Consider the following 22,967-nt stretch of genomic DNA (forward strand, 5'->3'; position numbering starts at 1 on the left):
CTTCACTTTCGGGCAGACGCCATCAGCGGATACTGGTCGAAGATGGATCGGACAATGCCTTTGAAGTAATTATTCTTAAAGTTCGGATTTCGGGTTACACGGGACGCATAGCCTTTCCAGATCACCTGGTAGGTATCGGCATCGATCAGAGAAATCATCAGCGTCCCTTCGTCGAGGTTGTAGTCGATGCGCTTGTACGTTGCGTCGCCATCTTCACTCACCACCCAGTCCTTAATAACCGGTTGCTGGTAGCCTCTGAAACGCAGATCGTTGCGGAAAATGTTGTAGGAAATCAGCAGATTGGGACCCCGGTTGGCCACTTTATACCCCCGTGCTTCCATTTGGTGACGAATGGCTTCCTGGATGTCCGAGCAGAGCAGGGTGGAGTCGATATACTCACATTCCAGAAAGTTAAAGGATTCATAGTTTTTAAAATGCCCTTCGTAGCTGTAATCGTGCTCAACGAATAATTTCCCAGGCATGCATCCGGCCAGCGAAACCACAGCCAGTAACACAAGAACGCCGATAAAATGTTTCATAAACGGACTGTTTAACAGGGTTGTAAATTTGAATCGTATAGACAAACTGGTTAAAAATGAATGGTACTATTGGTATAGTAAGTGTCTAGCTATAAGGTTCAAAAAAACCGCGTGAACGGCCCTGCTTACAGACTAGTTTAGGTTCGATAGTAATCCAGTGCCCGGCGCATTTCTGCTTTCGTCACCAGCACATCGTAGGTGCAACTTCCCGGTCCGTCCAGCAAAGCCATCCGAACCTCGCCGTTGCGGTTTTTCTTGTCCTGCAACGTCAGCTTCAACACCGGCTCCAGGTCGGCATCCGTCAGTTTGACACGGCCATAGATGGAAAACAGATACTCTTCAATCTGCTCCAGCAAGCCGGTTTCGATCAGGCCTTTGCGTTTGGCAATAAAGGCTTCGGCAATCATCCCGGCGGCAATGGCTTCGCCATGCAGCAACCGGCGTTTGGGATCGGCCAGAAAATGGGTTTCGAGCGCATGTCCCAGCGTGTGACCGAAGTTTAATACTTTACGGATTCCCTTCTCATTTGGATCTTGCCCGACGATATTTTTTTTCACGCCCACCGAATGCGCCACCAGATCATTCCAGTCCTGCTGGTGCAGATCCCGGCGACGAATGACGTTCCATTTGGCCGCGTCGGCAATCAGGCAATGTTTGATGATTTCGGCAAAACCCGACCGCAACTCCAACTCCGGTAAGGTTTGAAAGAAAACGGTGTCGATCAGAACGGTTTCCGGTAGTTTGAAGACCCCAATATGGTTTTTAAATCCGTGAAAGTCAATACCTAACTTTCCGCCCACACTCGCATCCACCTGCGACAATAGCGTGGTCGGAATCTGAATAAAATCGATGCCCCGCTTGTAGGTAGCGGCACAAAAACCGCCTAAATCCCCAATTACGCCCCCTCCGAGATCAATCAACAGGGCATGACGGTCAAATTGGGCGTCGGTCAGGGCCTGCCAGACGGTTTCGCAAGTCGCTAAATTCTTGAATTCTTCCCCCGCCCGAACCGTAATAATCTTATGTTTCGGTAAAAAATTTTTTATTGCCGGATAGCAATGACGCTTCGTATTTGCATCGGCCAGAACCGCAATGGCCGAATAATTGTGCTGCTTTAGAAAAGCCGGCAAGCTTTCGGCCAGGGGTGAAATGTGAACGGACATAGGTGGTTATATAGAAATCGCTCCCAAAGGTAAGTCTTCGGAAGCGATTTCAAGGTACGAAAGTCCGTGGGTAACTAGGAAATAACTTTCAGCGCATCGGCGAAGTATTTCATCTGATCCATCGTCCCGAGGCTCACGCGGCACCAGAACTGACCATCAAATTTCCACTGACGAACGCTCACGCCGTTTTCCATCATTTTCTTGGTGAAATCGTCGCCTTTCATCCGGATCGGGAACAGCACGAAATTGGTTCCCGATGGCAGGTAGGTGTAGCCGTTCTGCTTCAGCGTGGCATACAGAAACTCGCGGGCTTCCAGTCCTTTGCCCAGTGAATATTTGATAAATTCTTCGTCTTTGTAACACGCCAGTGCAGCCCGCAATGTGGTCATGCTCAGGTTACCGGCTCCACCGCCCCACTTCGAGATGGCTTTCAGCGTATCCGGCTGACCCACCATATAGCCCATCCGCAAACCGGCCATGCCGTAGATTTTCGAGAACGTCTTGGCCACCATCACATTCTGGCCTTTTTTGATGTTTTCGATCACCGTGTATTTCTTCGGATCGCCGGTGTAGTGAATGTAGGCTTCGTCGACGAAGATCGGTTTTTTCGCCGAAACACGGTCCACAAACGCCCGCAGGCTTTCCGGATTGATCGTAACGCCCGTTGGGTTGTTGGGATTACAGATATAAACCAGACCGGTTTTGTCGTTGACCCGCTTTTCAATTTCTTCCAGATTGTGGTCGTAGGTGCCGCTGGTCAGGGGTACTTTGTCCCACGTCATGCCGTGCATCACAGCCGCCCGAACAAGTGACTCGTAGGTGGGGTCGGCCGACAGCACGCTGCTGCCCGGACTGGCATACGCATACTGCAAAGCCGTTGCGTGCAGCAACGCGCCCGAACCCGCCGAAAGCAGAATTTGCTCCGGTGCTACCCCTTCCTCATCCGCAATCATTTTCTGCAATTGCGCGCCGTAGGAAAACGGATACAAAAAGCCATCCGAAGCGGCTTCATTAATCGCTTTCAACGCCTTTGGCGATGGACCATACGGATTTTCGTTGGCCGACAGACGTGCTTTCAGCGCACCTTTGGGAGCCGTTGGCGGTAAGGCACCGGCTGGCGCTGCGTTGTCCAGCCAGGGTTCACAATACGCGGCCGGGGCTGCGGCTAAACCAACACCCGCGAGCAATCCGGACCGGAGCCATTCACGACGATTAAGAGACATAAGAAAGAAGTGGTTAGATGTTTGTTTTCGTTTAATTTACCCCCTGAACCCGCGACAACCGGGAAAATGCCTGGCCCTTGTATTCGCCCGTCCAGGTCAGCGACACACTGCTACCGACGGCGGGCGCAGCAATGCCGAGTTCGGCCCAGGTTTTGGTCAGGGTGGCCTTTCCGGTGGCATCGGTTTTCAGATCCGCAATTGCCGTCATGACGGTCGCCGTGCCTTTCACCTCGCGTTTCATCAGCTTGACGGTTAATGACGCTACCGGAATGGAGTCGATGCCCACTTTGTAGTCCAGAATACCGCTTTTGTCCAGTTCCAGAATTTTCACGGTCATCACCACCGGGGCGGTAATTTTCTGCGTCACCACCGGTTCGGCGGTTTGTCCACCGCCGTCGGAGGCTCCGTCGACCAGTACCAGAACCGGCGCGACGACGCGATCGACAAAGGGATCCTCCGTTTTTTCGCACCCGGCGAGCAAGCTCCCTGCTGCAAGTAACCCACTCAAAATAAGGATTTTATAGCTCTTCATACGCATCTTCATGGTTAATTATAATTATTTCTCAACCCACCACAATTTAGACTTCATATCATCCGCTCCACCGAGCAGGGAGATGCCTTTATCCAGACTCACTTTGTTCAGGGAATACTCCGAAGTGGGATACTTCAGGCGGGTTGGCAGCACACCATCGTTCGAGAAAACCGACCGTGAATCTTTCGCGGGCAGCACCGGCAGACCCGTCCGGCGGTACTCCGTCCAGGCTTCGATGGCTTGCCCGAACAACGAAATCCACTTCTGCTCCATGATGGTCGTTTTGGTAGCGGTTCCTACTTTGGCCAGATACCCGGCGGGCACCGTCAAACCGTATTGGTCGAACGAAGCGGTGATGCCTTTCTCCAGATACGTCTGCGCACTGCCCGTGATGTCGCCATCCGCAGCCGCTTCGGCCAGAATCAGGTTCAGTTCCGAAAACGTCATGATGACGGCCGGGGCCGTTGGGGCCGTGAAGTAAGTCCCCAGTAAGGAACTCGTTCCGAGGTAAGCCGTGGCAACCGCATCGGGCAATCCGTTGGCGTGACCTTCGTATTTACCGGCTTTGTTGGGCTGCGCGTAAACCGTAATCCGGCTGTCACCCAGTTCATTCAGCCGGTCGGCCAGGGTTTTGCTGATGTTCCAGTCGGTTCGGCCGTCCTGAATCATCACCTGGTGCCACTCGTTGTTGCTGGGCAATACGGCGGAGTTGGTCAGTTTGGCATTGTCGGCATTGCTCGTAAAAACCGGATAGGTTGTTGCATTGCCCAGAATCTCGGCCATGACGGCCTTCGACTCCGCCGATTTTTTCACGGCCTGACGGTTTGCTAAGCGCAACCGCAGTGAGTTGGCAAACTTCTTCCATTTCAGAATGTCACCACCGTACAGAATATCACCAGCAATGGCCGGGCCTGTCACGCTCAACTTCTCGTTGGCGGTTTTCAGGTCTTTCAGCAAACCCGCATACACCGTTTCGACCGGATCATAAACCGGCGTGTAGTTAGGCGATTCAGCCGTGCCTTTCAGTGCTTCAGTATACGGAATAGGCCCGTAGACATCGGCCAGCAACGAGAACACCCACGACCGCATGACCAGTGCCACGCCTTCGTAGTTGGCATTTTCGAATTTGCCGCCCGGTCCGGCCAGCGCAATAATCCGCTGGTAGTTTACCTGAGCGTCGTTGAAAAATCCTTTCCAGTTGTTGGTATAAAACCCAACCGAAACTTCATAATTATCCCCCTCGTTGGAGTAGATGTTGCGGGTCAGATATTGCATCCAGCACATGGCCCCATCCAGATTCAAACGCTCAAAACGGGTCCGGACGCCCCAATAGCGATCAACGGAAGCTTCGAGGGCATAGGGCAACAGATACTGGGGGCTGATGGCGGTCGGATCGTTCGGGCTGACGTTCATTTCATCGAACTCCGACGTGCACGAACCCGCCAGCGTCATCAAACCGATACTCACAAAAAGTGCTTTTATGATCTTCATAGTCAATTCGTTTGGTCGGAATTAAAAGGACAGACTCAGGTTGGCGCCGATGCTGCGCGAGCTGGGCAATTCGCCGTAGGCAAAACCCTGCTGGTTAGCCCCAAACCGGTCCACTTCAGGATCGACGTGGGTGGTGTTTTTGAACAGCATCGCCAGGTTACGGCCCACCAGGGAGATCTTGGCCGAGCGGATTTTGACCCGGTTCAGGAAACCCGCCGGTAGCTGGTAGCCAATCGTAGCCTCACGGAGTTTGACGTAGCTGCCGTCGTAAATCGACGCTTCGTGGTAGCTGCGCGGGTTGTTGTAGGCAATGAGGGTTTTAGCCGGGACAATCACCGTGTTGGGGACGTAGTTGGGTGCTTCGGCGGTTCCGGCGTTGTAAACGCCTTTGCCAATCACGCCTTCTTCGCGGCCCACGGCGGTTTCTTCATACTGGCCCGTCCAGCGGGCGGTTCCGGTGCCTTCGTCGAAAAAGTCACCACCCCATTTCACATCCACCAAAGCCGAAACAGAGAAGCCTTTGAAGGTCAGGCTGTTCAACCAGCCACCCGTCCATTTCGGCTGCACGTTGCCCAGCGTGCGGGGCGTGGTCGAAATCACCGGCAAGCCATTGGCATTGTAAATCCGCTGTCCATCGGGGGCTTTTTCAAAACCGGTTCCGAAAAAACTGCCGTACGGTTGTCCAACCCGGGCTTCGGTAATCAATCCCTGCCGGGTGGCCAGCGTGTAGGTCGTCAGCCCTTCGGCCAGTTCCAGCACTTTGTTGCGGTTGCGGGAGAAGTTCAGGGTTGTTTCCCAGCTAAAACCGGTGGCGGTTTTGACGGGCGTACCGGTCAGCACCACTTCAAGGCCTTTGTTGGAGATTTTACCGGCGTTAAGAACGCGGGAATTGTAACCACTTGATTTCGAGATTTCAACCGCCAGAATCTGGTCACGGGAGAGCTGATCGTAATACGTTACGTCCAACCCAATCCGCCCTTTCAGGAAGCGGACATCAAGCCCCAGTTCCGTTCCGGTCGTAATTTCCGGCCGCAGCGTGGAGTTGGCAATCTGGGTGTTTTCATAAAACTCCGGCGTCGATCCCGCCCAGGAAGTTCCGGCTCGGAACGTTTGCAGCAACTGGTAGGGCAACGCATCGTTTCCAACCTGCGCCCAGCTCGCCCGAATTTTACCAAACGAAATCACATTGCTCTGCACATTCAGAAGATCGGTGATCACGGCACTACCCGATATGGATGGGTAGAAATACGAGCGGTTGTCCGAGGGCAACGTGCTCGACCAGTCGTTGCGGGCCGTAGCGTTCAGAAAGAGTGCGTTTTTGTAGCTCACTTCCAACGATCCGAATACGCTGTTGACCTGCGACTTTTCAATCGCGCTCTGGGCCGTGTTCCGGCTGGGGTTGGCGTTGGAGGCATTGTAGAGGCCGTCGACAACCAACTCACCCACGGCGAGCGAATTGCGTTTGTAATAATTCGTCCGGGAGATCGCACCGACCTGGATGTTGGTCGAAAAATCCGAATTAATGGCTTTGTTGAACGTCAGAATGGCATCGTGGTTGGTTTCCTGGCGACGCAGAATTTCTTCCGTGAAAGCACCGGGCGTCCGGTTTCCGTTCCGAACCCGCTCGAAATTGTTGACACTGATCCGCGTATCGGTCCAGACGTCGGTTCCACTCCGGACCATCAGACTCAGCGATGGCAGGATTTTGTAGTTCAGCGCGATGTTGCCCACCAGCCGGTCTTTTTCGTTATTAGACGGCAGCAACTCCGAAGAATAATACGGGTTGGTAAAGAACGTATGCTGCCAGTTGGGGGGATCGGTGTCGGCGGGTTTGCCGGGCAATGCCCGCTGGATGTGAACGCTGGTGTAATCCCGCCAGTTGCGCAACTTGGTGTAATCCGTTTGACGGTGCGCCCAGATGAACTCCTGACCGCTGCTGTAGCTCCGGTTACCGCCCGATTTGATGTATTCCGCCGAAACGGTTGCGCTGAATTTCGGGGTGAAGTTATAGGCGGAGTTGAATTTGAAGTTGTTCCGGTAGAAGTCGTTGTAGTAAATCAGCCCTTTCTGATCCATCCGACCAGCCGACAGGCGGAAGCTTCCTTTGTCGTTCCCGCCCGAAACCGCTACGCTGTTCGTAATGGTCTGTCCGGTTTGCCAGAAATCTTCCCAGTTGTTGGGGTTGGGCGTGAGCGGAGCCACTTCCTTGCCCGACCACCAGTGCCGAACCAGCCGACCGTCCATCGGGCCACCCCAGCTTTCGTCGGTGCCTTCGGTGCCGGTCAGGGGAGCCGTTGGGTAAGCCGCCCGGTATTGCTGAATTTCGAGCGGATCGGTAATGGCACCCGACCACCCGTCGGTGTACCAGGTCCGGTAGCCGTTTCCGCCACCGTACGTGTTCTGAAACTGCGGTTTGATCCAGGGGCGCTCAAACGTAACGTTGGAGTTGATTTCAACACCGATGCCTTTCGTTCCCGCTCCGTTTTTGGTCGTAATCAGAATGACCCCGTTTGCCGCCCGTGAACCATACAGAGCAGCCGCATTAGGGCCTTTCAAAATACTCATTTCCTTGATGTTATCCGGGTTTACTTCCGAAATCCCGGAACCGTACGTTTTGTCGAAGGATTGTTGAATCGGTACACCATCGACCACAATCAGCGGCTGGTTGTTGCCCGAAACCGATGAGGCACCCCGAATCTGGATGGTGGAACCGCTCCCCGGCCCGCCGTTGGAGCTAACCCGCAAACCGGCCACTTTGCCGGACAAGGCGTTGACGACGTTGGACGAACGCGCTTCGGTGAGTGCCGTGCCTTTGATTTCCTGCACCCCGTAGCCGAGCGATTTCACTTCTTTCTCAACCCCAAAAGCGGTTACCACGACCTCCGACAGCGACTTGACGTCCGTTTTGAGGGTTAAATCAAGTGTAGAGCGATTGCCGATGGCGATTTCTTCGGTTAAGAAGCCGATGGAGCTGATGATAATGGTTGCATTTTCGGAGGGGACTTTCAGGGTGAACTTGCCCTCGTTATCAGTTGTCGTTCCGGTTGTACTGCCTTTCACGACGACATTGGCCCCGGGGAGAGGCCCTTCTTCGGCCGCCAGAATGGTACCGGTAAGCGTACGCGTCTGGGCCGTAGCAACCACTACCGACAACCAGATCATCCCTACTAGTAATAGTAGCGTTTTCCTCATAATTAGCTAGGTTAACAAAGTACGTTAAAGATGGATAGTTGAACACGTCCATTGTCATGCAAACCCGGAGCGTTGGACGGCCGGACACTGGCCGCTTCGCCGAACCGCCCTCCGCAACCGGGCGCATGACAATGACTGATCATCCGGAGTTGCTCCGGATTCAGTGCTTTGTCCGAGATTTCTGGTACGGTTTTGATCCGAATGGACAACGCAATGCCCAGCCGACCAGATCGTCGGTAATTGGTTTGATTAAGGCTAAACGGAATGGTTGAACTGCCCTGAATTTCTCAGGCAGTGAATCCGGACCCTCCCTGCTCCATGCAGGAAATGCGTGATCCGGTCAGGGCTTTCCGGTAGTGCGGCCAGCGGATTGCCCTATAGAAAGAAAGAAGTCACTGTGGTTTGTCGATAAATCAAAAGTAAGCAAAACAATATATTTGCCAAATTAAATTGTCACTTTTTTAAGTATATACGTACAAAATTTTCAAAAAAATATCATTTGCCAAATGTGCCCATTGGTAACGCAAAATTATTTCTCTTTAAAATCCAATAGACAGGAGCCCGGATTGGACGGATACAACGGATTAAAACAGATTTTATCCGTGGACATCTGTTGCATCCGTTCCATCCGCGTCCCTGTCTATTGCCGGTTGTTCTTTTCGCCGATATACCGCTCGAAGAACTCGTAAATCCGCAACATCCGGTCAATCCGCTGGCGAACGTTCCCCGACCGGCTCATCTCGTGCGTACCGCCGGGCATCCTGACATACTCGACCGGGCGGCCCAGTATTTTCAGACTTTTGTAGAGCATTTCACTCTGGATTACGCCCGTTCGCAGGTCGTTTTCACCGTGTTTGATCAACAGGGGCGTTTTGATGTTTTCGACAAACGTGTACGGCGAATTGGCTTCCAGCACGTCTGCGGTCTGTTTCTGCCACGGATAGCCCCCGAAATAGTTCGGAACCAGCCGCCAGGCGTTACCTTCGCCCATGAAAGTCGTGAGGTCATACACCCCGCGCTGCGAAAAAGCCGCCTTGAAGCGGTTGTCGTGGGCCACAATCCAGGCCGTCAGATAGCCCGCATACGAACCGCCCGTAATCACCTGCCGACTCGTATCGACCCAGGCTTCTTTGGCGGCATCGGTCGCGGCTGCCAGCACATCTTCGGTCGGGCCGGTTCCCCAGTCTTTGACGTTGGCGCGCTGAAAATCAATCCCGTAGCCGCCCGACCCCCGCGGGTTGGCATACACCACGCCGTAGCCCTGCGAACAGAAATACTGAAATTCGTGCCACATCGACGCTTCGCCGGGTCCCCACATCGCCGTTGGGCCACCGTGCATGTTGAGCAGCAAGGGGTATTTCTTATTGGAAGCGGACGCGTCGTTTGCCGCCATCGCCGTGGGCTTCATAATCCAGTACTCGACCGTCTGCCCTTTCGAATTTTTGTAAGTCCGTTTTTCCGGAAAACTCAACGTTTTTCCGGCCACCCAGTCGTTGTGATTGCTCAGTTTCACCGCATTGGCCGTAAGCGGTTTTTGCGTCGTAGCACCCGTAAAAGCTGCCATATACAATTCCGACGGATTGGCAACGGCGGTTTTGGCAAACACCACCTGATCACCCGCCAGATCGAAGGCCGTGATCCCGCTGTCGAAATCCGACAATTGCGTTACCTGCTTCGTAGCCGGGTCAAGCCGGTAGAGCGGCACCCCGCCGTTCGATGATGCCGTAAAAAATACCGCATAGGCCGTGGTTGCGGGGCCTTTTTTCTTTTTCGGACCCGGCACCGCTCCCCATTTCAGATTGCCAGCCGCCCGGTCGAAAGCAACCACCTGCAAATCAGAAACCGACGTGCCGTTCAGGGCGGCTATGGCAAGCTGCCCCGCGTTAACGCCCTGTGCAGCATTCGTCAGCAAAACCAACTGACGACCATCGGGCGAAACCGAGGGTGAGAAATACGTTTTTCCGGCTTCCGACAGCAGGCTGATCCGTTTGCCCGAGCCATCGGCCGCCAGCCAGATTAGCGCGGCATCCTGCTCGCGGTCAGGGTGGCGGAGCGTATCGCGGTCGGTCACGGCCAGAATCCCTAGGCCGTCGGGCATCCAGACCGGAGCCTGGAACGAATAAAAACCGTGCGTCAAGGGTTTCGGCGTCGCGTTTTCTTTGACCTCGACTGCATACAGGTGGGTAAAGCTCAGCTCGGGTTCGGTGGTCGATTCGCCCTGAAAATTGAGCCGGTTGATGACTTTCGCTTTTTTATCCTCCACATCCTTGTTCAGATAGGCCCGGATTTCGGCCAGTGATCCGTCGGGATTTGCCTTCACGGTTTTGTCCGGTTTGATAAACTCATTGGTGGCGAAACCCGGTTTTTCCAACGACCAGGCCGGCACGGTTTTCCCCCGGTTCAGCAGCGAGTCTTTCAAAATGTCGGACAATGAGGCACTGGCCGTAAACAAAATCCGTTTGCCATCCGGCGACCATTGCGGACTGGAAGCCCCGTAGCTCAGTTTGGTTAACTGCCAGGCTTCGCCCCCATCGAGCGGCATCACAAAAATCTGAGATTTGCCTTTCACCGTCCGCACAAACGCAATCGACTTGCCATCGGGCGACCAGTCGGGCTGCCGGGCGCTTTCGCTGCCGTGGGTCAACGCTTTGGGATCGCCGGACGATGCGTCGCTACGCTTTAAGCCGGCTACATAAATATGGGTCTTATACTCATATTCATCTTTCTTCTCGGCGTCCGGTTCAATCGTCGTCAGTGTGTAAACCGCCTGTTGGCCATCGGGCGAGGTTTTGACGCCCCCAACCTGCCGGATGCGGGTCAGGTCGGTCACGGTAATCTTCTGTTTGCCGGTTTGGGCGTGGGCGTGCGGAAACAACAGCCCGAAAGCGGCTGCGAGGAGGAAAAGTTTCTTCATGAGTTTGTTTCTGAATGACTCCCGAAGATAACAAAAAGCCGATCTCTACCAACACCCCAAAGCCTGAAAGGCTTGCATCACTAGCCCCGGATAACATCCGGGGAGGACGGTATCACAACGGGGATGGCATTACCCCAACGGGACGGCGTATCCCAACGGAGTTATCCCATCGGGACATGATTCAACCCTTTCAGGGTTGGGACGCATTCGGAATGTGCGGATGTGCCCCGGCCTGCGGCCGGGGCTAATGATAGAAAGCCTTTCAGGCTTGTTTCTGATTGCCCCGATATAACGAAAATAGCCTGAAAGGCTTACATCACTAGCCCCGGATAACATCCGGGGAGGGCGTTACCCGACGGGGGTGTTATCCCACGGGAGGGTGTTACCCAACGGGGACGGCGTTGTCCCAACGGGGACGGCGTTGTCCCAACGGGGACGGCGTTATTCCAACGGGGGGTGTTATCCAACGGGGAGGGCGTTATTCCAACGGGGAATCTACAACCCGACATGGTAATCATACCCGCGTTCGGCCCAGAAGTCGCGGGGGCGCTCGTCGCTGAACCAGAGACTGCCGATGCGTTTCAGGTTTTTGACCCCATATTTCACCGGAATAATCAGACGCAGGGGCGCGCCGTGCGGATCAGTAAGCGGCTCGCCGTTCATTTCGTAAGCCAGAATCGTTTGCGGATGCAGGGCGCTGGGTGTGTCGATGCCGACGTAATAGCCACCATCGGGTGTTTTCATGCCGACGTACGGATACCATTCGTCCGAGCCGTCTTTCTGTCCCAACTGGTATTTTTTGGCAAATTCGGCAAAAGTCACCCCGCCCCAGTGTTGAATCTGGCTCCAGCCTTCGATGCACTTGAACTCAAAAATAATCTCCTGTTTCGGCAACGCTTTTAGTTCGTCGAGCGAAATTAACAGGGCTTTCCGGTCCGGTTGCTCCACTTTCAATCGCCAGGCGTCTTTATCGATCGCGCTCCGCAAACCGTCTCTGCCATTCACCCGCACGTTTTTGACCGCCCAGTCTTTCGGGAAAGTCGGAGCCAGATTCGCGTTGCTGAAATAGCCGTTGGCCACGTCCTCATTCACCTTCAAAACCTCACGGAATACCTTTGGCAACCCGGCTTCTTTGGGCTGGATTTTAATCCATTTCCAGAGGCTAAAGGGAATAACACCGGCCAGACCGAACCATGCGAACGCTTTCAGCGTCCGGCGACGAATCTGCTGCTCCGAGGTCAGCTCTTCGCGATGCGGCTTTTTTTCAGGAAGTTTTTCTTCAATATCATCAACTGTTGCCATAACGGTTTGGGGTCAGTTAGGCCGGGGTGGTTGGGGCCGGTGGTGTTTTTTCTGGCAACTTCTTTTCGACTTCGAAACCGGTCACCATCGCCTGAAAATTGTTCCAGCCCGCCCGGGCGACCTGCAATAGATGGATCACGAAAAACAAAACGTAGCCGATGGTCAGAATGAAATGCCACATCCGGGCGTTCTCGTAGCCGCCCGTTAAAGTCGTCAGTTCCGAAAACTGCGTGGGTTTGTAAATCGCCAAACCGGTCAGCAGCGATCCCACGCCCATCAAAAGAATAGCCGTGTACGCAATCCGCTGCGCGCCGTTGTATTTTACCTGCGGAGGAGCGGTTTTTCGGATTCCCAAATCGTGCAGCACCACCTGTCCGGCTTCCCGAAACGACCGTCGGTTGGGGAGCAGAAACCGCCATTCACCCGAAACAAAGGTGTAGAGAACGTACAGAAACCCGTTGATGGTGAACAGCCACATGAACACAAAATGCCACGACATGCCCTCGGCCAGCCGCCGACGCAGGTTCAGGGCCTGAATAAACCAGTTCGGGAAAAACTTAAACAGAACTGTATCGCCAATCTGGATTTTATAAGGCTGGTAGGCCCAGTAAATCAGCAATCCGCTCCAGATCATGACGAACAGGATTGGGAAGTTGATCCAGTGAAACCACCGGATCGCCAGCGGGTGTTTGTGGACGATGCGCTTCATTTTCCAACGAGTTCTTTCACCAGCCGATCCGCTTTGTAGATGTAGCGCATGGCAGCCACAATGGCTCCCGTATTGACCGAAACCGTGCGGTTTTTATCGGGAACAAAAATGAAACTCCCCGGCAGACTTTCCATGTTGCCGTCGAAAGCCAGCCCCACGGCTTCGCGGTTTTTGTTGATCAGCGGACTACCCGAATTGCCGCCGATGATGTCGTTTGTGGACACAAAACACATCGACTGCCGCAGCAATTCGGCCGGGGGAGCCAGCCAGCGTTTGGGCAAGGCCCACGGAAATTTGCCGTTGAAGGAATAATACCGGTCGTATAGTCCGGCAAAAGTGGTTTGATACGGTGCGACGGTTCCGTTGTACGGAAATCCTTTCACAATGCCATCGTTGATCCGCAGCGAAAACGTCGCGTCGGGCGGAATTCCGGTTCCGTAGACTTCATACAACAGCCGCCCCAGGTTACTTCGCAACACCGTCTGCCGACCGGTAATGGCCTTCACGGCGGCTGATGCCTGCTGGTAGCGCGGCACCGAAATGCGCGAAAGCGCTAGCAACGGATCGTTGTCGGCGCTGATGGCCGCCGGGCCTTTCGTCACCAGATCATTCACGTAGCCCTGGTCGTTCAGTTTCGTATTGTTCATCAAATAGGCAGCCGCTTCCTTAGGCGATTTGCCATTCAAAGCCGCTTTGATGTAGGGATCATCGTTGCCCAAAGCCGCCTGGGCTTCGGTCAGGTGAGCCGCCAGATAGGCTTCTTCCAGCGCCCGGTCGGTCAATTTAGGGGTTTGCAGCAACTCTTTGATCTGCTCCGCCCGGCCGGGATTCTGGCGGGCCACATCGGCATATGTAATTAGCAAATGGGCAAAAACCAGCAAATCACCCCGCGCCAGCTCGCTGGGCGACAAGTACGTATTGTCCTTGTAGTATTTCCGAAGATCGCCCACATTGGTGGCAATATTGTCCCAGAGTTTCAGGTTGATATCGACCTTCGACCCCGTAGTGCCATTGGCCGCGTCGCTCTTCTGGCCGGAACCCGTACTCATTTTCGCCTGTCCGCGCCCGCCTTCCAGCCGCTGGGCGTCGGCTTTGAACTGCTGCTCGAAAGCGCCTTTCCGGGCAAGCAAATACGGGTCGCGCAAGCCTTCCAACTGACCACCGTAGGCTTTCAGGCTGTTTTCAAAACTAAAAATTTCATTCTGGATGCTGTCGCTTTTCGCCGTGGCATTGTAGATCTGCAAGGCATCGGCGCGGTTGCGGAGCAGTTGCAGAACATACGGTATTTTCAGGTCGCGGTCGAATTCCAGTTCGGCCACGGTTTTCAGTCGCTCGGTGCTGCCCGGATTTCCGGTTACAAAAACCGGCTCGTTTTCCTTGATTCCGTTGGGATTGAACTTAAAGAAGTGCGTGGTTTTCAGCGGTTTCCCGTTGTCATAAACCCGGAAAAACGAGAAATCCAGCGCGTAGCGCGGATAGGTGAAGTTGTCGGGATCTCCGCCGAAAAACCCGAGTTGCAGTTCGGGCATCAGCACCAGCCGAACGTCGTTGTAGCGTTTGAAACCATACAGCGAATACCGCCCGCCGTTGTAGAAGGTAATCGTTTGCAGTTCAAGTCCTTTCCATTCCGGCTGACTGCCAAATTCCTGCTTGATGGTTGCAAATTCCCGCTCGCGCATCTGCAGTTGCTCGGCTTCGGATTTACCGAGTGCCATTGCGGCCTGTACGCGGGTGGTGATGTCTTCAATTTTCAGTAGCTGATCAACGTACAGATTTTCTACCTTGCGTTCTTCGGCGAAGGTTTTGGCAAAAAAACCGGTGCTGTTCAGGTCTTCGCCTTTCCGCTGCACGCCCGTTCCCGACTCCCGCGCGCAGTGGTGGTTGGTCATCACCAGACCATTCGCGGAAACGAACGAAGCCGAGCAGTAGTCGGCAAACCGCAGCGATGCCAGCCGAACCTCGTCAAACCATTTCTGGTCGGGTGTAAAGCCGTATGTTTTCTGGAAATATTCCTGAGGTGGATTGTCGAACGTCCACATCTTGCCCATATCGAACAACCCGGCTTTCACCGTATCGGGATTCAGCGTAGGTTGGGCCGAAACAACAAGAACGTAGATTGAAAAAAGGGCAGTCAGCAGGAATTTGATCATATCGTGAACTATGATTATGCAGATTAACAAACTCAACAGAGCCGCGTTTTGTGTTTAATTGTAACCAGCTTACGTGCCAGAGGCACGACATGTTTGTAGAAATAGCAAGTGACTAATCCCATGTCCCGCGTGCCTTTAGGTACGCAATAGCTCTGGTGGTCGCGTACCTAAAGGCACGCAGAGATAGTCGGAGCTATTCCTTCTACAAACATGTCGTGCCTCTGGCACTTAACAACATCTATTTCGACCTATTTTGAATCAGGATTGTGCGAATAAACGAATAAACAAGGTATAAAAATAATCTCAGTTAATCCGTCAATCCGCCTAATCTCGCTTCAGGACATTTCATTCTTCATTACAAACTCTTCGGCGTCTTTGTCGTCTTTTCGAACAAAAGGCCTGATGATCAGCCGGGTACCGCGCTCGTAGGTAAACAGGCGATAAATCCAGTTGCTCAGAACGACCAGTTTACTCCGAAAACCGATCAGGTAGTAAATATGGACAAACAGCCACGCTACCCACGCAACAAAACCGCTGAGGTGCAGATTGCCCGGCAAATCGGCGACGGCCCGAACGCGGCCAATGATCGCGAGAGAGCCTTTGTCAAAATAATCAAACTGCGTCATTTCCTCCTTGCGGATCAGTCGGCGCAGGTTTTTCGCCAGGTGCTGACCCTGTTGAATCGCCGGTTGAGCCACGCCGGGATGCCCGTTCGGCCATTTTTCGCTTTTCATGAAAGCAATGTCGCCGATGGCAAAAATATCACTGTATCCGGCCACCTGATTGAATGCATTGACGGTTACGCGGCCACCGCGCACAATGCTTTCTTTCGGCAACCCGTCAATGAGCGCACCCGTAACGCCAGCCGCCCACACCACCGTCTGCGACCGGATCTGCTCCCCGGTTTTGAGCGTCACCACGTCGCCGTCGTAGGAATCGACCAGGGTTTTCAGCTTGATGATGACGCCCATTTCTTCCAGGTATTTCTGCGTTTTGGCACTGGCTTCCGGCGACATTGGCGGCAAAACCCGCTCCAGCCCTTCCACCAGGTAAATCTTCATCTTGCTGAAATCCAGACCCGGATAATCGCCCGGCAGAACGTGTTTGCGCATTTCGGCCAGCGAACCCGCCATCTCAACACCCGTTGGCCCGGCGCCAACAATCACGAAATTCAGTAAACTTTCCCGGTTTTCGGGATCGACCGTAATGCTGGCCTGCTCAAACGACTGCAGCAACTGGCTGCGGAGGTTCAACGCTTCGGGAATCGTTTTGAGCGAAAAGGAATATTTCTGAACCTGGTCGTTTCCGAAAAAATTAGCCTTCGTTCCCGTTGCAATCACCAGGTAATCGTAATGCAACTCGCCAATCATCGTCTTCACGGTTTTTGCCACCGGATCGACGCCCAGAACGCGCACCAGCCTGAAGTGAAAATCCTCGTATTCTTCGTCGAACATCTTGCGGATTGGTTCGGCAATGGCGTCTGGTTCCAGCCCGGCCGTGGCCACCTGATACAGCAGCGGCCAGAAACCGTGGTAGTTCTGCTTATCGAACATCACAATCTGAAAATCTTTGCCGTTCAGCTTTTTCACCAGATTGAGCCCGCCAAAACCGCCACCGATGACGACCACCCGCGGCTTGGTTGTTTCGGGAATATTGAGCGAGAGCTTATCAAAATTCAGCATGATCGTAGGGTTCTATCGAGTTGTTACCTTGGTAACTCTTCACCAGCGAAACTGTTAACTTCAGTCTCGGTTATACTTTTTGAATACCTTCTATCGTACTAACAAAGAATAAGACCATTAGAATGCCTGAATGAAGTATTTCTTCCTGTTTTATTTTGTGTTTTGGATGGCCGGTTTTGTCGCCCTCGCTCAGCCTGCCGCTTCCCGTTCCGTCGCGACGGTGAGCGGGTATGTTCGCGAAAAAGGGAGCCGCGAAGCACTCATCGGCGTCAATGTCTACCTGCCCGGCACTTCGACTGGCACCGTTACCAATACCTACGGTTTTTATTCGCTGACCATTCCCGTTCAGGACAGCCTGACGCTGTCGTTCTCGTTTGTGGGTTATGAGAGCATTCAGGAAACCTTCGCGTTCCGGAAAAATACCGTGCTCGACGTTCAGTTGACGCCCGGCCGTTTGCTGTCGGAAGTGATCGTGACCGGCAATCGCAGCGATGAAAAAGTGAGCGAAAGTCCGCAGATGAGCACCATCGACGTTCCAGTGGCACAAATCAAGAAAATACCGGCTTTTCTGGGCGAGAAAGATGTCCTGAAAGTGCTGCAACTGATGCCGGGCGTGCAGAAAGGTTCCGAAGGCAGCACCGGGATTTACGTCCGTGGGGGCGGCCCCGACCAGAATCTCATCATTGTTGATGATGCCATTGTCTACAATGCCAACCACCTGTTCGGCTTTTTCTCGGTTTTCAATGGCGATGCGCTCAAAAGCGTCGAACTGATCAAAGGCGGTTTTCCGGCGCGGTATGGCGGGCGGCTCTCGTCAGTCATCGAGATGAACATGAAGGAAGGCAACAAGGAAAAGCTCCACGGCGAAGGCGGTATTGGCCTGATTGCGTCGCGGCTGACGCTGGAAGGACCACTGACCAAAAAGAAATCGGGGGCGGGCTCGTCGTCGTTTCTGGTGTCGGCCCGTCGGACGTACCTGGATTTTGTGGCCCGACCTCTCATCAAACAGCAAACCGATGGGCAGATTGTGGCCGGGTATTACTTCTACGACCTGAATGCCAAAGCCAATTACGATTTCGGTCCGAAAAACAAGCTGTACCTGAGCGGGTATTTCGGTCAGGACCGGTTTTATGTCGATGATCAGGAAACCGCCACCAAAATTAACCTCGACTGGGGCAACAGCACGGCGACGCTCCGCTGGAACCACCTGTTTTCGCAGCGGCTTTTTTCCAACCTCTCGCTGATTTTCAGCAATTACAAATTCCAGATTTCGTCGGACGAGCAGGATTTGCAAACGGCCGACCAGTTTTCGCTGCGCTACAGTTCCGGCATTCGGGATTTTTCACTGAAATACGACGTCGACTATTATCCGTCTCCCCGGCATTCGATCCGGTTTGGCGTCCAGACCATTGCGCACCGGTTTACACCCAGCGCGGTCGTTTTGCAAAATACACTCATCAACCAATACACGACTAAAATTGACGCCATCGACGTGGTGGAATCCGGTATGTATGCCGAAGACAACTGGCGCCCCAACGAGCACTGGCGCATCAACGCCGGGATTCGGCTGAGTCATTTCATCCAGAAACAGGTGAATTACGTCCGGCCCGAACCGCGCATTTCGGCGGCTTACGTCATCAAACCGTCGCTGTCGGTCAAGGCGTCGTATGCGCTGATGAACCAGTACGTCCATCTGCTGTCCAATACCGGCATCGGCCTCCCGACCGACCTCTGGGTGCCGACCACCGATCAGGTAAAACCGCAGCAATCGCAGCAGGTCGCTGTCGGCATCGCCAAAGACTTCGCCGACAAAGGCACCACCCGCGGACTGACGCTGACCGTGGAAGGGTATTACAAAACGATGAACAACATCATCAATTACCGCGAAGGCGCCAGTTTTCTGCTGATCAACAGCCCGGAATCGGCCAATCAGGTGCGCTGGGAGGATAATGTAACGGCGGGCAAAGGCTGGTCGTATGGCGCGGAGGTTTTGTTGCAGAAGAAACTGGGGCGGTTTACGGGCTGGACCGGCTACACACTGTCGTGGACGCAGTGGCAGTTTCCGGAACTGAATTTCGGGAAGAAGTTTTACCCCCGTTACGACCGGCGGCACGACATTTCGGTGGTTGGCATTTACGAAATCAATCCGCGCATCACGCTTTCGGGAACCTGGGTGTATGGCACCGGCAATGCGCTAACAGTTCCGCTGGCGAAATACCAGGCCGCAACACACCAGGTCAATCCGATTGTCAACAACGACAACTCGTTCATCAACCAGTTTTTCAGCTACGGCCGGGCAGTGAACGACTACAGCGAGAAGAACAGTTTTCGGGCCGAAGCCTATCACCGCATGGATGTTGGCATCCAGTTTCACAAGAAAAAACGGCATCACGAGCGCACCTGGGAAGTCAGCGTCTATAACCTCTACAACCGTCGAAACCCGTTTTTCTACCAACTGAACACGGTGACGAACGAGCAGACCAACCAGCCGACCAGGACGGTTTTTCAACGTTATTCCGTATTTCCGATTGTTCCATCGGTTACCTACGGCTTTAAATTTTAACCGGTTATGATGCTTCGTCTGTCATCTCTGTCTGTGCTGTTGCTGCTGGTTATGATGGCCTGTCAGAATCTGGTCGCCGAAATTGACCCCAGCAAACTGCCACCCATCGACCGCAAGCTGGTGGTGAACGGCTACTTGTCGCCCCAGGATACGGTGCTGGCGGTATCGGTGTCAAGTTCGCAGACGGTTTTGGGCGACATCGTTACTGACTCGGTCAATACGGTTCGGGAAGCCATCGTTCGTATAGCCAGTGAAGGAAAAACAGTGACGCTGGCTTTCGATCCGAAGCAGCGGGTGTATCTGGCCGACGTGCGGCAGTTGCCGGTTTTGGTGGGAAAAACGTATACGCTTCAAGTCGGCGCACCGGGTTTTGAAACCGTCGCCAGTTCCTGTACGATTCCGGCCAACATACCGGTTTCGGAACTGAGACTTGATTCCGCCCAATCCTACGTTGGGCCGGGTCTGGAACCCATCTGGCAGTACAATGTTCGGGCGATCTGGCAGGACCCGGCGGGTCAGACCAACTATTACCGGGTGGCTGGCTACGGCGAGTGCCTCAATTGGCCGCCCCGGTTTCCGGAAGCCCACATCGACACCACCGGACCCAAAGTGCTGATGCGGGGAATTATCGGTTTCGGTCGGCAGGATCAGTACATTTCCGACCAGAATCAGGATGGGCAACTGCTGTTGTCGGTGCGCGGTGACGTGCCGCTGAACTTCGATTATTCGTACTATGACAGCACCCGACAGATGACGTACGCCGGAAGCTATGTATTTTCAAAACCGCTTACCATTCGGGTGTCGGTTTTGCAGGTCGATGAAAACTATTTCACCTACCACCGGGCGCGCCAGCAGCAACGCCAATCGCAGAATAACCCGTTTGCCGAGCCGGTGCTGATGCCCACCAACATTCAGGGCGGTCTGGGCTGCTTCGGGGCTTATAACCGCTCGACACTGGTGATGCTTGTCAAATAGATAGGAACGCGTTCTTAAAAAGAGTTAATTTCCAACCTTTCCACACTTTTTTATCTCCTTCATCGTATACGGATTGAAGCATTTTCATTTGTATACGAAAACGATGAAACACACGCTACTCTCTCTATTTCTTCTCTTCTTCTCTGATTTACCGGCCTGGGCGCAAAAACCGGCCAATCGTTTCACCGTCAGCGGCTATGTGCGCGAAGAAGGGAGTCAGGAAGCCCTGATTGGCGTCAACATTTATTTACCCGGCACTTCGACCGGCACCGTCACCAACACCTACGGTTTTTACTCCCTGACCCTTCCGGCGGAGGACAGCGTGACGCTGGCTTTTTCATTCGTCGGCTACGAATCCGTGCAGCAAACCGTTGCATTCCGGCAAAACAGAGATTTGAACATTCAGTTGACGCCCGGTCGTTTGCTGTCGGAAGTGACCGTGACCGGCAATCGCACGGGCGAGGAGAAAGTCAGTGAAAGCGCCCGGATGAGTACCATCGATGTGCCGATCAACCAGATCAAGAAAATACCGGCTTTTCTAGGCGAGAAGGATGTATTGAAAGTTTTGCAACTCATGCCGGGTGTGCAGAAAGGCTCCGAAGGCAGCACCGGGATTTATGTGCGCGGGGGTGGCCCCGACCAGAACCTGGTGATCATGGACGATGCCGTGGTCTACAACGCCAACCACCTGTTCGGTTTCTTCTCGGTTTTCAACGGCGATGCGCTCAAGAGCGTGGAACTGATCAAAGGCGGTTTTCCGGCGCGTTATGGCGGGCGGCTGTCGTCGGTGATCGAAATGAACATGAAAGAGGGCAATAAGGAAAAACTGCACGGCGAAGGCGGCATTGGCCTGATTGCGTCGCGGCTGACGCTGGAAGGGCCACTGACCAAAAAGAAATCGGGGGCGGGCTCGTCGTCGTTTCTGGTATCGGCCCGCCGGACCTACCTGGATTTTGTGGCCCGGCCCCTCATCAAGCAACAATCCAACGGGGAGACGGTAGCGGGTTATTACTTCTACGATCTGAATGCCAAAGCCAATTACGATTTCGGTCCGAAAAATAAATTGTATCTGAGCGGGTATTTCGGCCAGGACCGGTTTTATGTCAACGACAAAAAAGAAGGGACTAACATTGGGCTGAACTGGGGTAATGCCACGGCTACCTTGCGGTGGAATCATCTTATTTCCGAAAAAGCCTTCTCCAATACATCGCTCATTTTCAGCAATTACAAATTTCAGATTTCGTCGGACGAATTGAATTTTCAGGATCAGGAAGCTTTTTCGCTACGCTACAGTTCGGGTATCCGGGACTTCTCGATCAAGCACGACGTCGATTTTTATCCGTCTCCCCAGCATTCGTTGCGGTTCGGTGTCCAGAGCACGTTTCACCGGTTTACGCCCAGCGCCGTGGTGCTGAAAAATACGGACATCAACCAGTTTAAACAGGAAGTTGACGCCATCGATGTTTTGGAGTCGGGACTGTACGCGGAAGATAGCTGGCGACCAAACAGCCGCTGGCGAATCAACGGGGGACTGCGACTGAGCCATTTTGTGCAGAAGCAGGTGAATTATTTCCGGCCCGAACCACGCCTTTCGGCGGCTTATATTCTCAAGCCCAGTTTGTCGGTCAAGGCGTCGTATGCGCTGATGAATCAGTATGTCCATCTGCTGTCTAATACCGGAATCGGTTTACCGACCGATTTGTGGGTGCCAACCACCGATCGGATCAAACCGCAGCAATCCGAACAAATCGCGGTTGGGATTGCCAAAGATTTTGCGGATAAAGGCGCCACCCGGGGCCTGACGCTAACCGTAGAAGGCTATTACAAAACGATGAACAACATCATCAACTACCGCGAAGGAGCCAGCTTTTTGTTACTCAATGATCCCACTTCGGCCGAAAAAGTGCGGTGGGAAGACAACGTAACCCGTGGAAAAGGATGGTCGTACGGGGCGGAAGTGTTGTTACAGAAGAAAGTCGGCCGGTTTTCAGGCTGGGTGGGCTATACCTTGTCGTGGACACAGTGGCAGTTTGCTGAATTGAACTTTGGTCAGAAATTCTTCCCCCGTTACGACCGTCGGCACGATGCGTCTATCGTCGGAATTTATGAAATCAGCCCCCGCATTACGCTATCCGGAACCTGGGTGTATGGCACCGGCCAGGCCCTGACCGTGCCCACCAGCGAATACCAGGCCGTTACGCACCAGCCCCTGTACGATTCTTACTACAGCGATGCTACGCCGTATCTGAATTTTGGCCGTCAGGTTGAAGCATACGGTACCCAGAAGAACAGTTTCCGGGCCGAACCGTATCACCGCATGGATTTGAGTGTTCAGTTTCACAAGAAGAAAAAGCACCACGAACGCACCTGGGAATTCAGCGTGTATAATCTCTACAACCGCCGAAACCCGTTCTTTTACGGACTGGACACCAAGGATCAGGGGCAAGGGAAACCGAGCAAAACCGTCTTGTACCGGTATTCCGTTTTCCCCGTTGTGCCATCGATCAGTTACAACTTCAAGTTCTGAAAACC

General features: G+C 53.6%; 14 protein-coding genes. 3 read left to right on the forward strand and 11 right to left on the reverse strand.

The window, feature by feature from the left end; translation table 11 throughout:
• Positions 1 to 2: 2 nt before the first annotated feature.
• The 11 genes from ACO064_RS11925 to ACO064_RS11975 all read right to left on the reverse strand — a co-directional run bounded on the left by ACO064_RS11925 (position 3) and on the right by ACO064_RS11975 (position 16,897).
• Positions 3 to 539, reverse strand: coding sequence for a DUF4136 domain-containing protein (locus tag ACO064_RS11925; RefSeq protein WP_114406811.1), 537 nt, complete (start codon positions 537 to 539; stop codon positions 3 to 5).
• Between the two features lie 137 nt (positions 540 to 676).
• Positions 677 to 1,702 (reverse strand): 3-dehydroquinate synthase, encoded by a 1,026-nt coding sequence (gene aroB / locus ACO064_RS11930; protein WP_421827582.1) that lies wholly within the window; start codon positions 1,700 to 1,702, stop codon positions 677 to 679.
• Positions 1,703 to 1,776: 74 nt separating this feature from the next.
• Positions 1,777 to 2,925: a pyridoxal phosphate-dependent aminotransferase gene (locus ACO064_RS11935; RefSeq protein WP_421827583.1), complete on the reverse strand. Its 1,149-nt coding sequence runs from the start codon at positions 2,923 to 2,925 to the stop codon at positions 1,777 to 1,779.
• 31 nt (positions 2,926 to 2,956) lie between these two features.
• Entirely contained in the window at positions 2,957 to 3,457 is a 501-nt protein-coding gene (locus ACO064_RS11940) for a hypothetical protein (RefSeq protein WP_421827584.1), read from the reverse strand.
• 24 nt (positions 3,458 to 3,481) lie between these two features.
• Complete coding sequence (locus ACO064_RS11945; protein ID WP_421827585.1) at positions 3,482 to 4,948, reverse strand: SusD/RagB family nutrient-binding outer membrane lipoprotein; 1,467 nt, start codon at positions 4,946 to 4,948, stop codon at positions 3,482 to 3,484.
• A gap of 21 nt (positions 4,949 to 4,969) precedes the next feature.
• Entirely contained in the window at positions 4,970 to 8,140 is a 3,171-nt protein-coding gene (locus ACO064_RS11950; RefSeq protein WP_421827586.1) for a SusC/RagA family TonB-linked outer membrane protein, read from the reverse strand.
• 640 nt (positions 8,141 to 8,780) lie between these two features.
• Positions 8,781 to 11,054: a S9 family peptidase gene (locus ACO064_RS11955; protein ID WP_421827587.1), complete on the reverse strand. Its 2,274-nt coding sequence runs from the start codon at positions 11,052 to 11,054 to the stop codon at positions 8,781 to 8,783.
• 495 nt (positions 11,055 to 11,549) lie between these two features.
• Positions 11,550 to 12,356 carry a molybdopterin-dependent oxidoreductase gene (locus tag ACO064_RS11960; protein ID WP_421827588.1) on the reverse strand — a complete coding sequence of 269 codons (807 nt, stop codon included), beginning with the start codon at positions 12,354 to 12,356 and terminating at the stop codon, positions 11,550 to 11,552.
• A 16-nt stretch (positions 12,357 to 12,372) separates the two neighbouring features.
• Entirely contained in the window at positions 12,373 to 13,065 is a 693-nt protein-coding gene (locus ACO064_RS11965) for a cytochrome b/b6 domain-containing protein (protein ID WP_421827589.1), read from the reverse strand.
• On the reverse strand, positions 13,062 to 15,215 hold the full coding sequence (locus tag ACO064_RS11970) for a S46 family peptidase (RefSeq protein ID WP_421827590.1): 2,154 nt from the start codon (positions 15,213 to 15,215) through the stop codon (positions 13,062 to 13,064). Before ACO064_RS11970 ends, ACO064_RS11965 begins: the two co-directional genes overlap by 4 nt.
• A 335-nt stretch (positions 15,216 to 15,550) precedes the next feature.
• Positions 15,551 to 16,897 carry an NAD(P)/FAD-dependent oxidoreductase gene (locus ACO064_RS11975; protein WP_421827591.1) on the reverse strand — a complete coding sequence of 449 codons (1,347 nt, stop codon included), beginning with the start codon at positions 16,895 to 16,897 and terminating at the stop codon, positions 15,551 to 15,553.
• 166 nt (positions 16,898 to 17,063) lie between these two features.
• Here ACO064_RS11975 and ACO064_RS11980 point away from each other — a divergent pair, with 166 nt between their 5' ends.
• The 3 genes from ACO064_RS11980 to ACO064_RS11990 all read left to right on the forward strand — a co-directional run bounded on the left by ACO064_RS11980 (position 17,064) and on the right by ACO064_RS11990 (position 22,962).
• Positions 17,064 to 19,460 carry a TonB-dependent receptor gene (locus ACO064_RS11980; RefSeq protein ID WP_421831014.1) on the forward strand — a complete coding sequence of 799 codons (2,397 nt, stop codon included), beginning with the start codon at positions 17,064 to 17,066 and terminating at the stop codon, positions 19,458 to 19,460.
• Positions 19,461 to 19,466: 6 nt separating this feature from the next.
• Entirely contained in the window at positions 19,467 to 20,435 is a 969-nt protein-coding gene (locus ACO064_RS11985; RefSeq protein WP_421827592.1) for a DUF4249 domain-containing protein, read from the forward strand.
• A gap of 103 nt (positions 20,436 to 20,538) precedes the next feature.
• Entirely contained in the window at positions 20,539 to 22,962 is a 2,424-nt protein-coding gene (locus ACO064_RS11990) for a TonB-dependent receptor (protein ID WP_421827593.1), read from the forward strand.
• Positions 22,963 to 22,967: the final 5 nt, after the last annotated feature.

The organism is Larkinella sp., assembly GCF_965227735.1.
In the GTDB taxonomy this organism is placed as follows: domain Bacteria; phylum Bacteroidota; class Bacteroidia; order Cytophagales; family Spirosomataceae; genus Larkinella.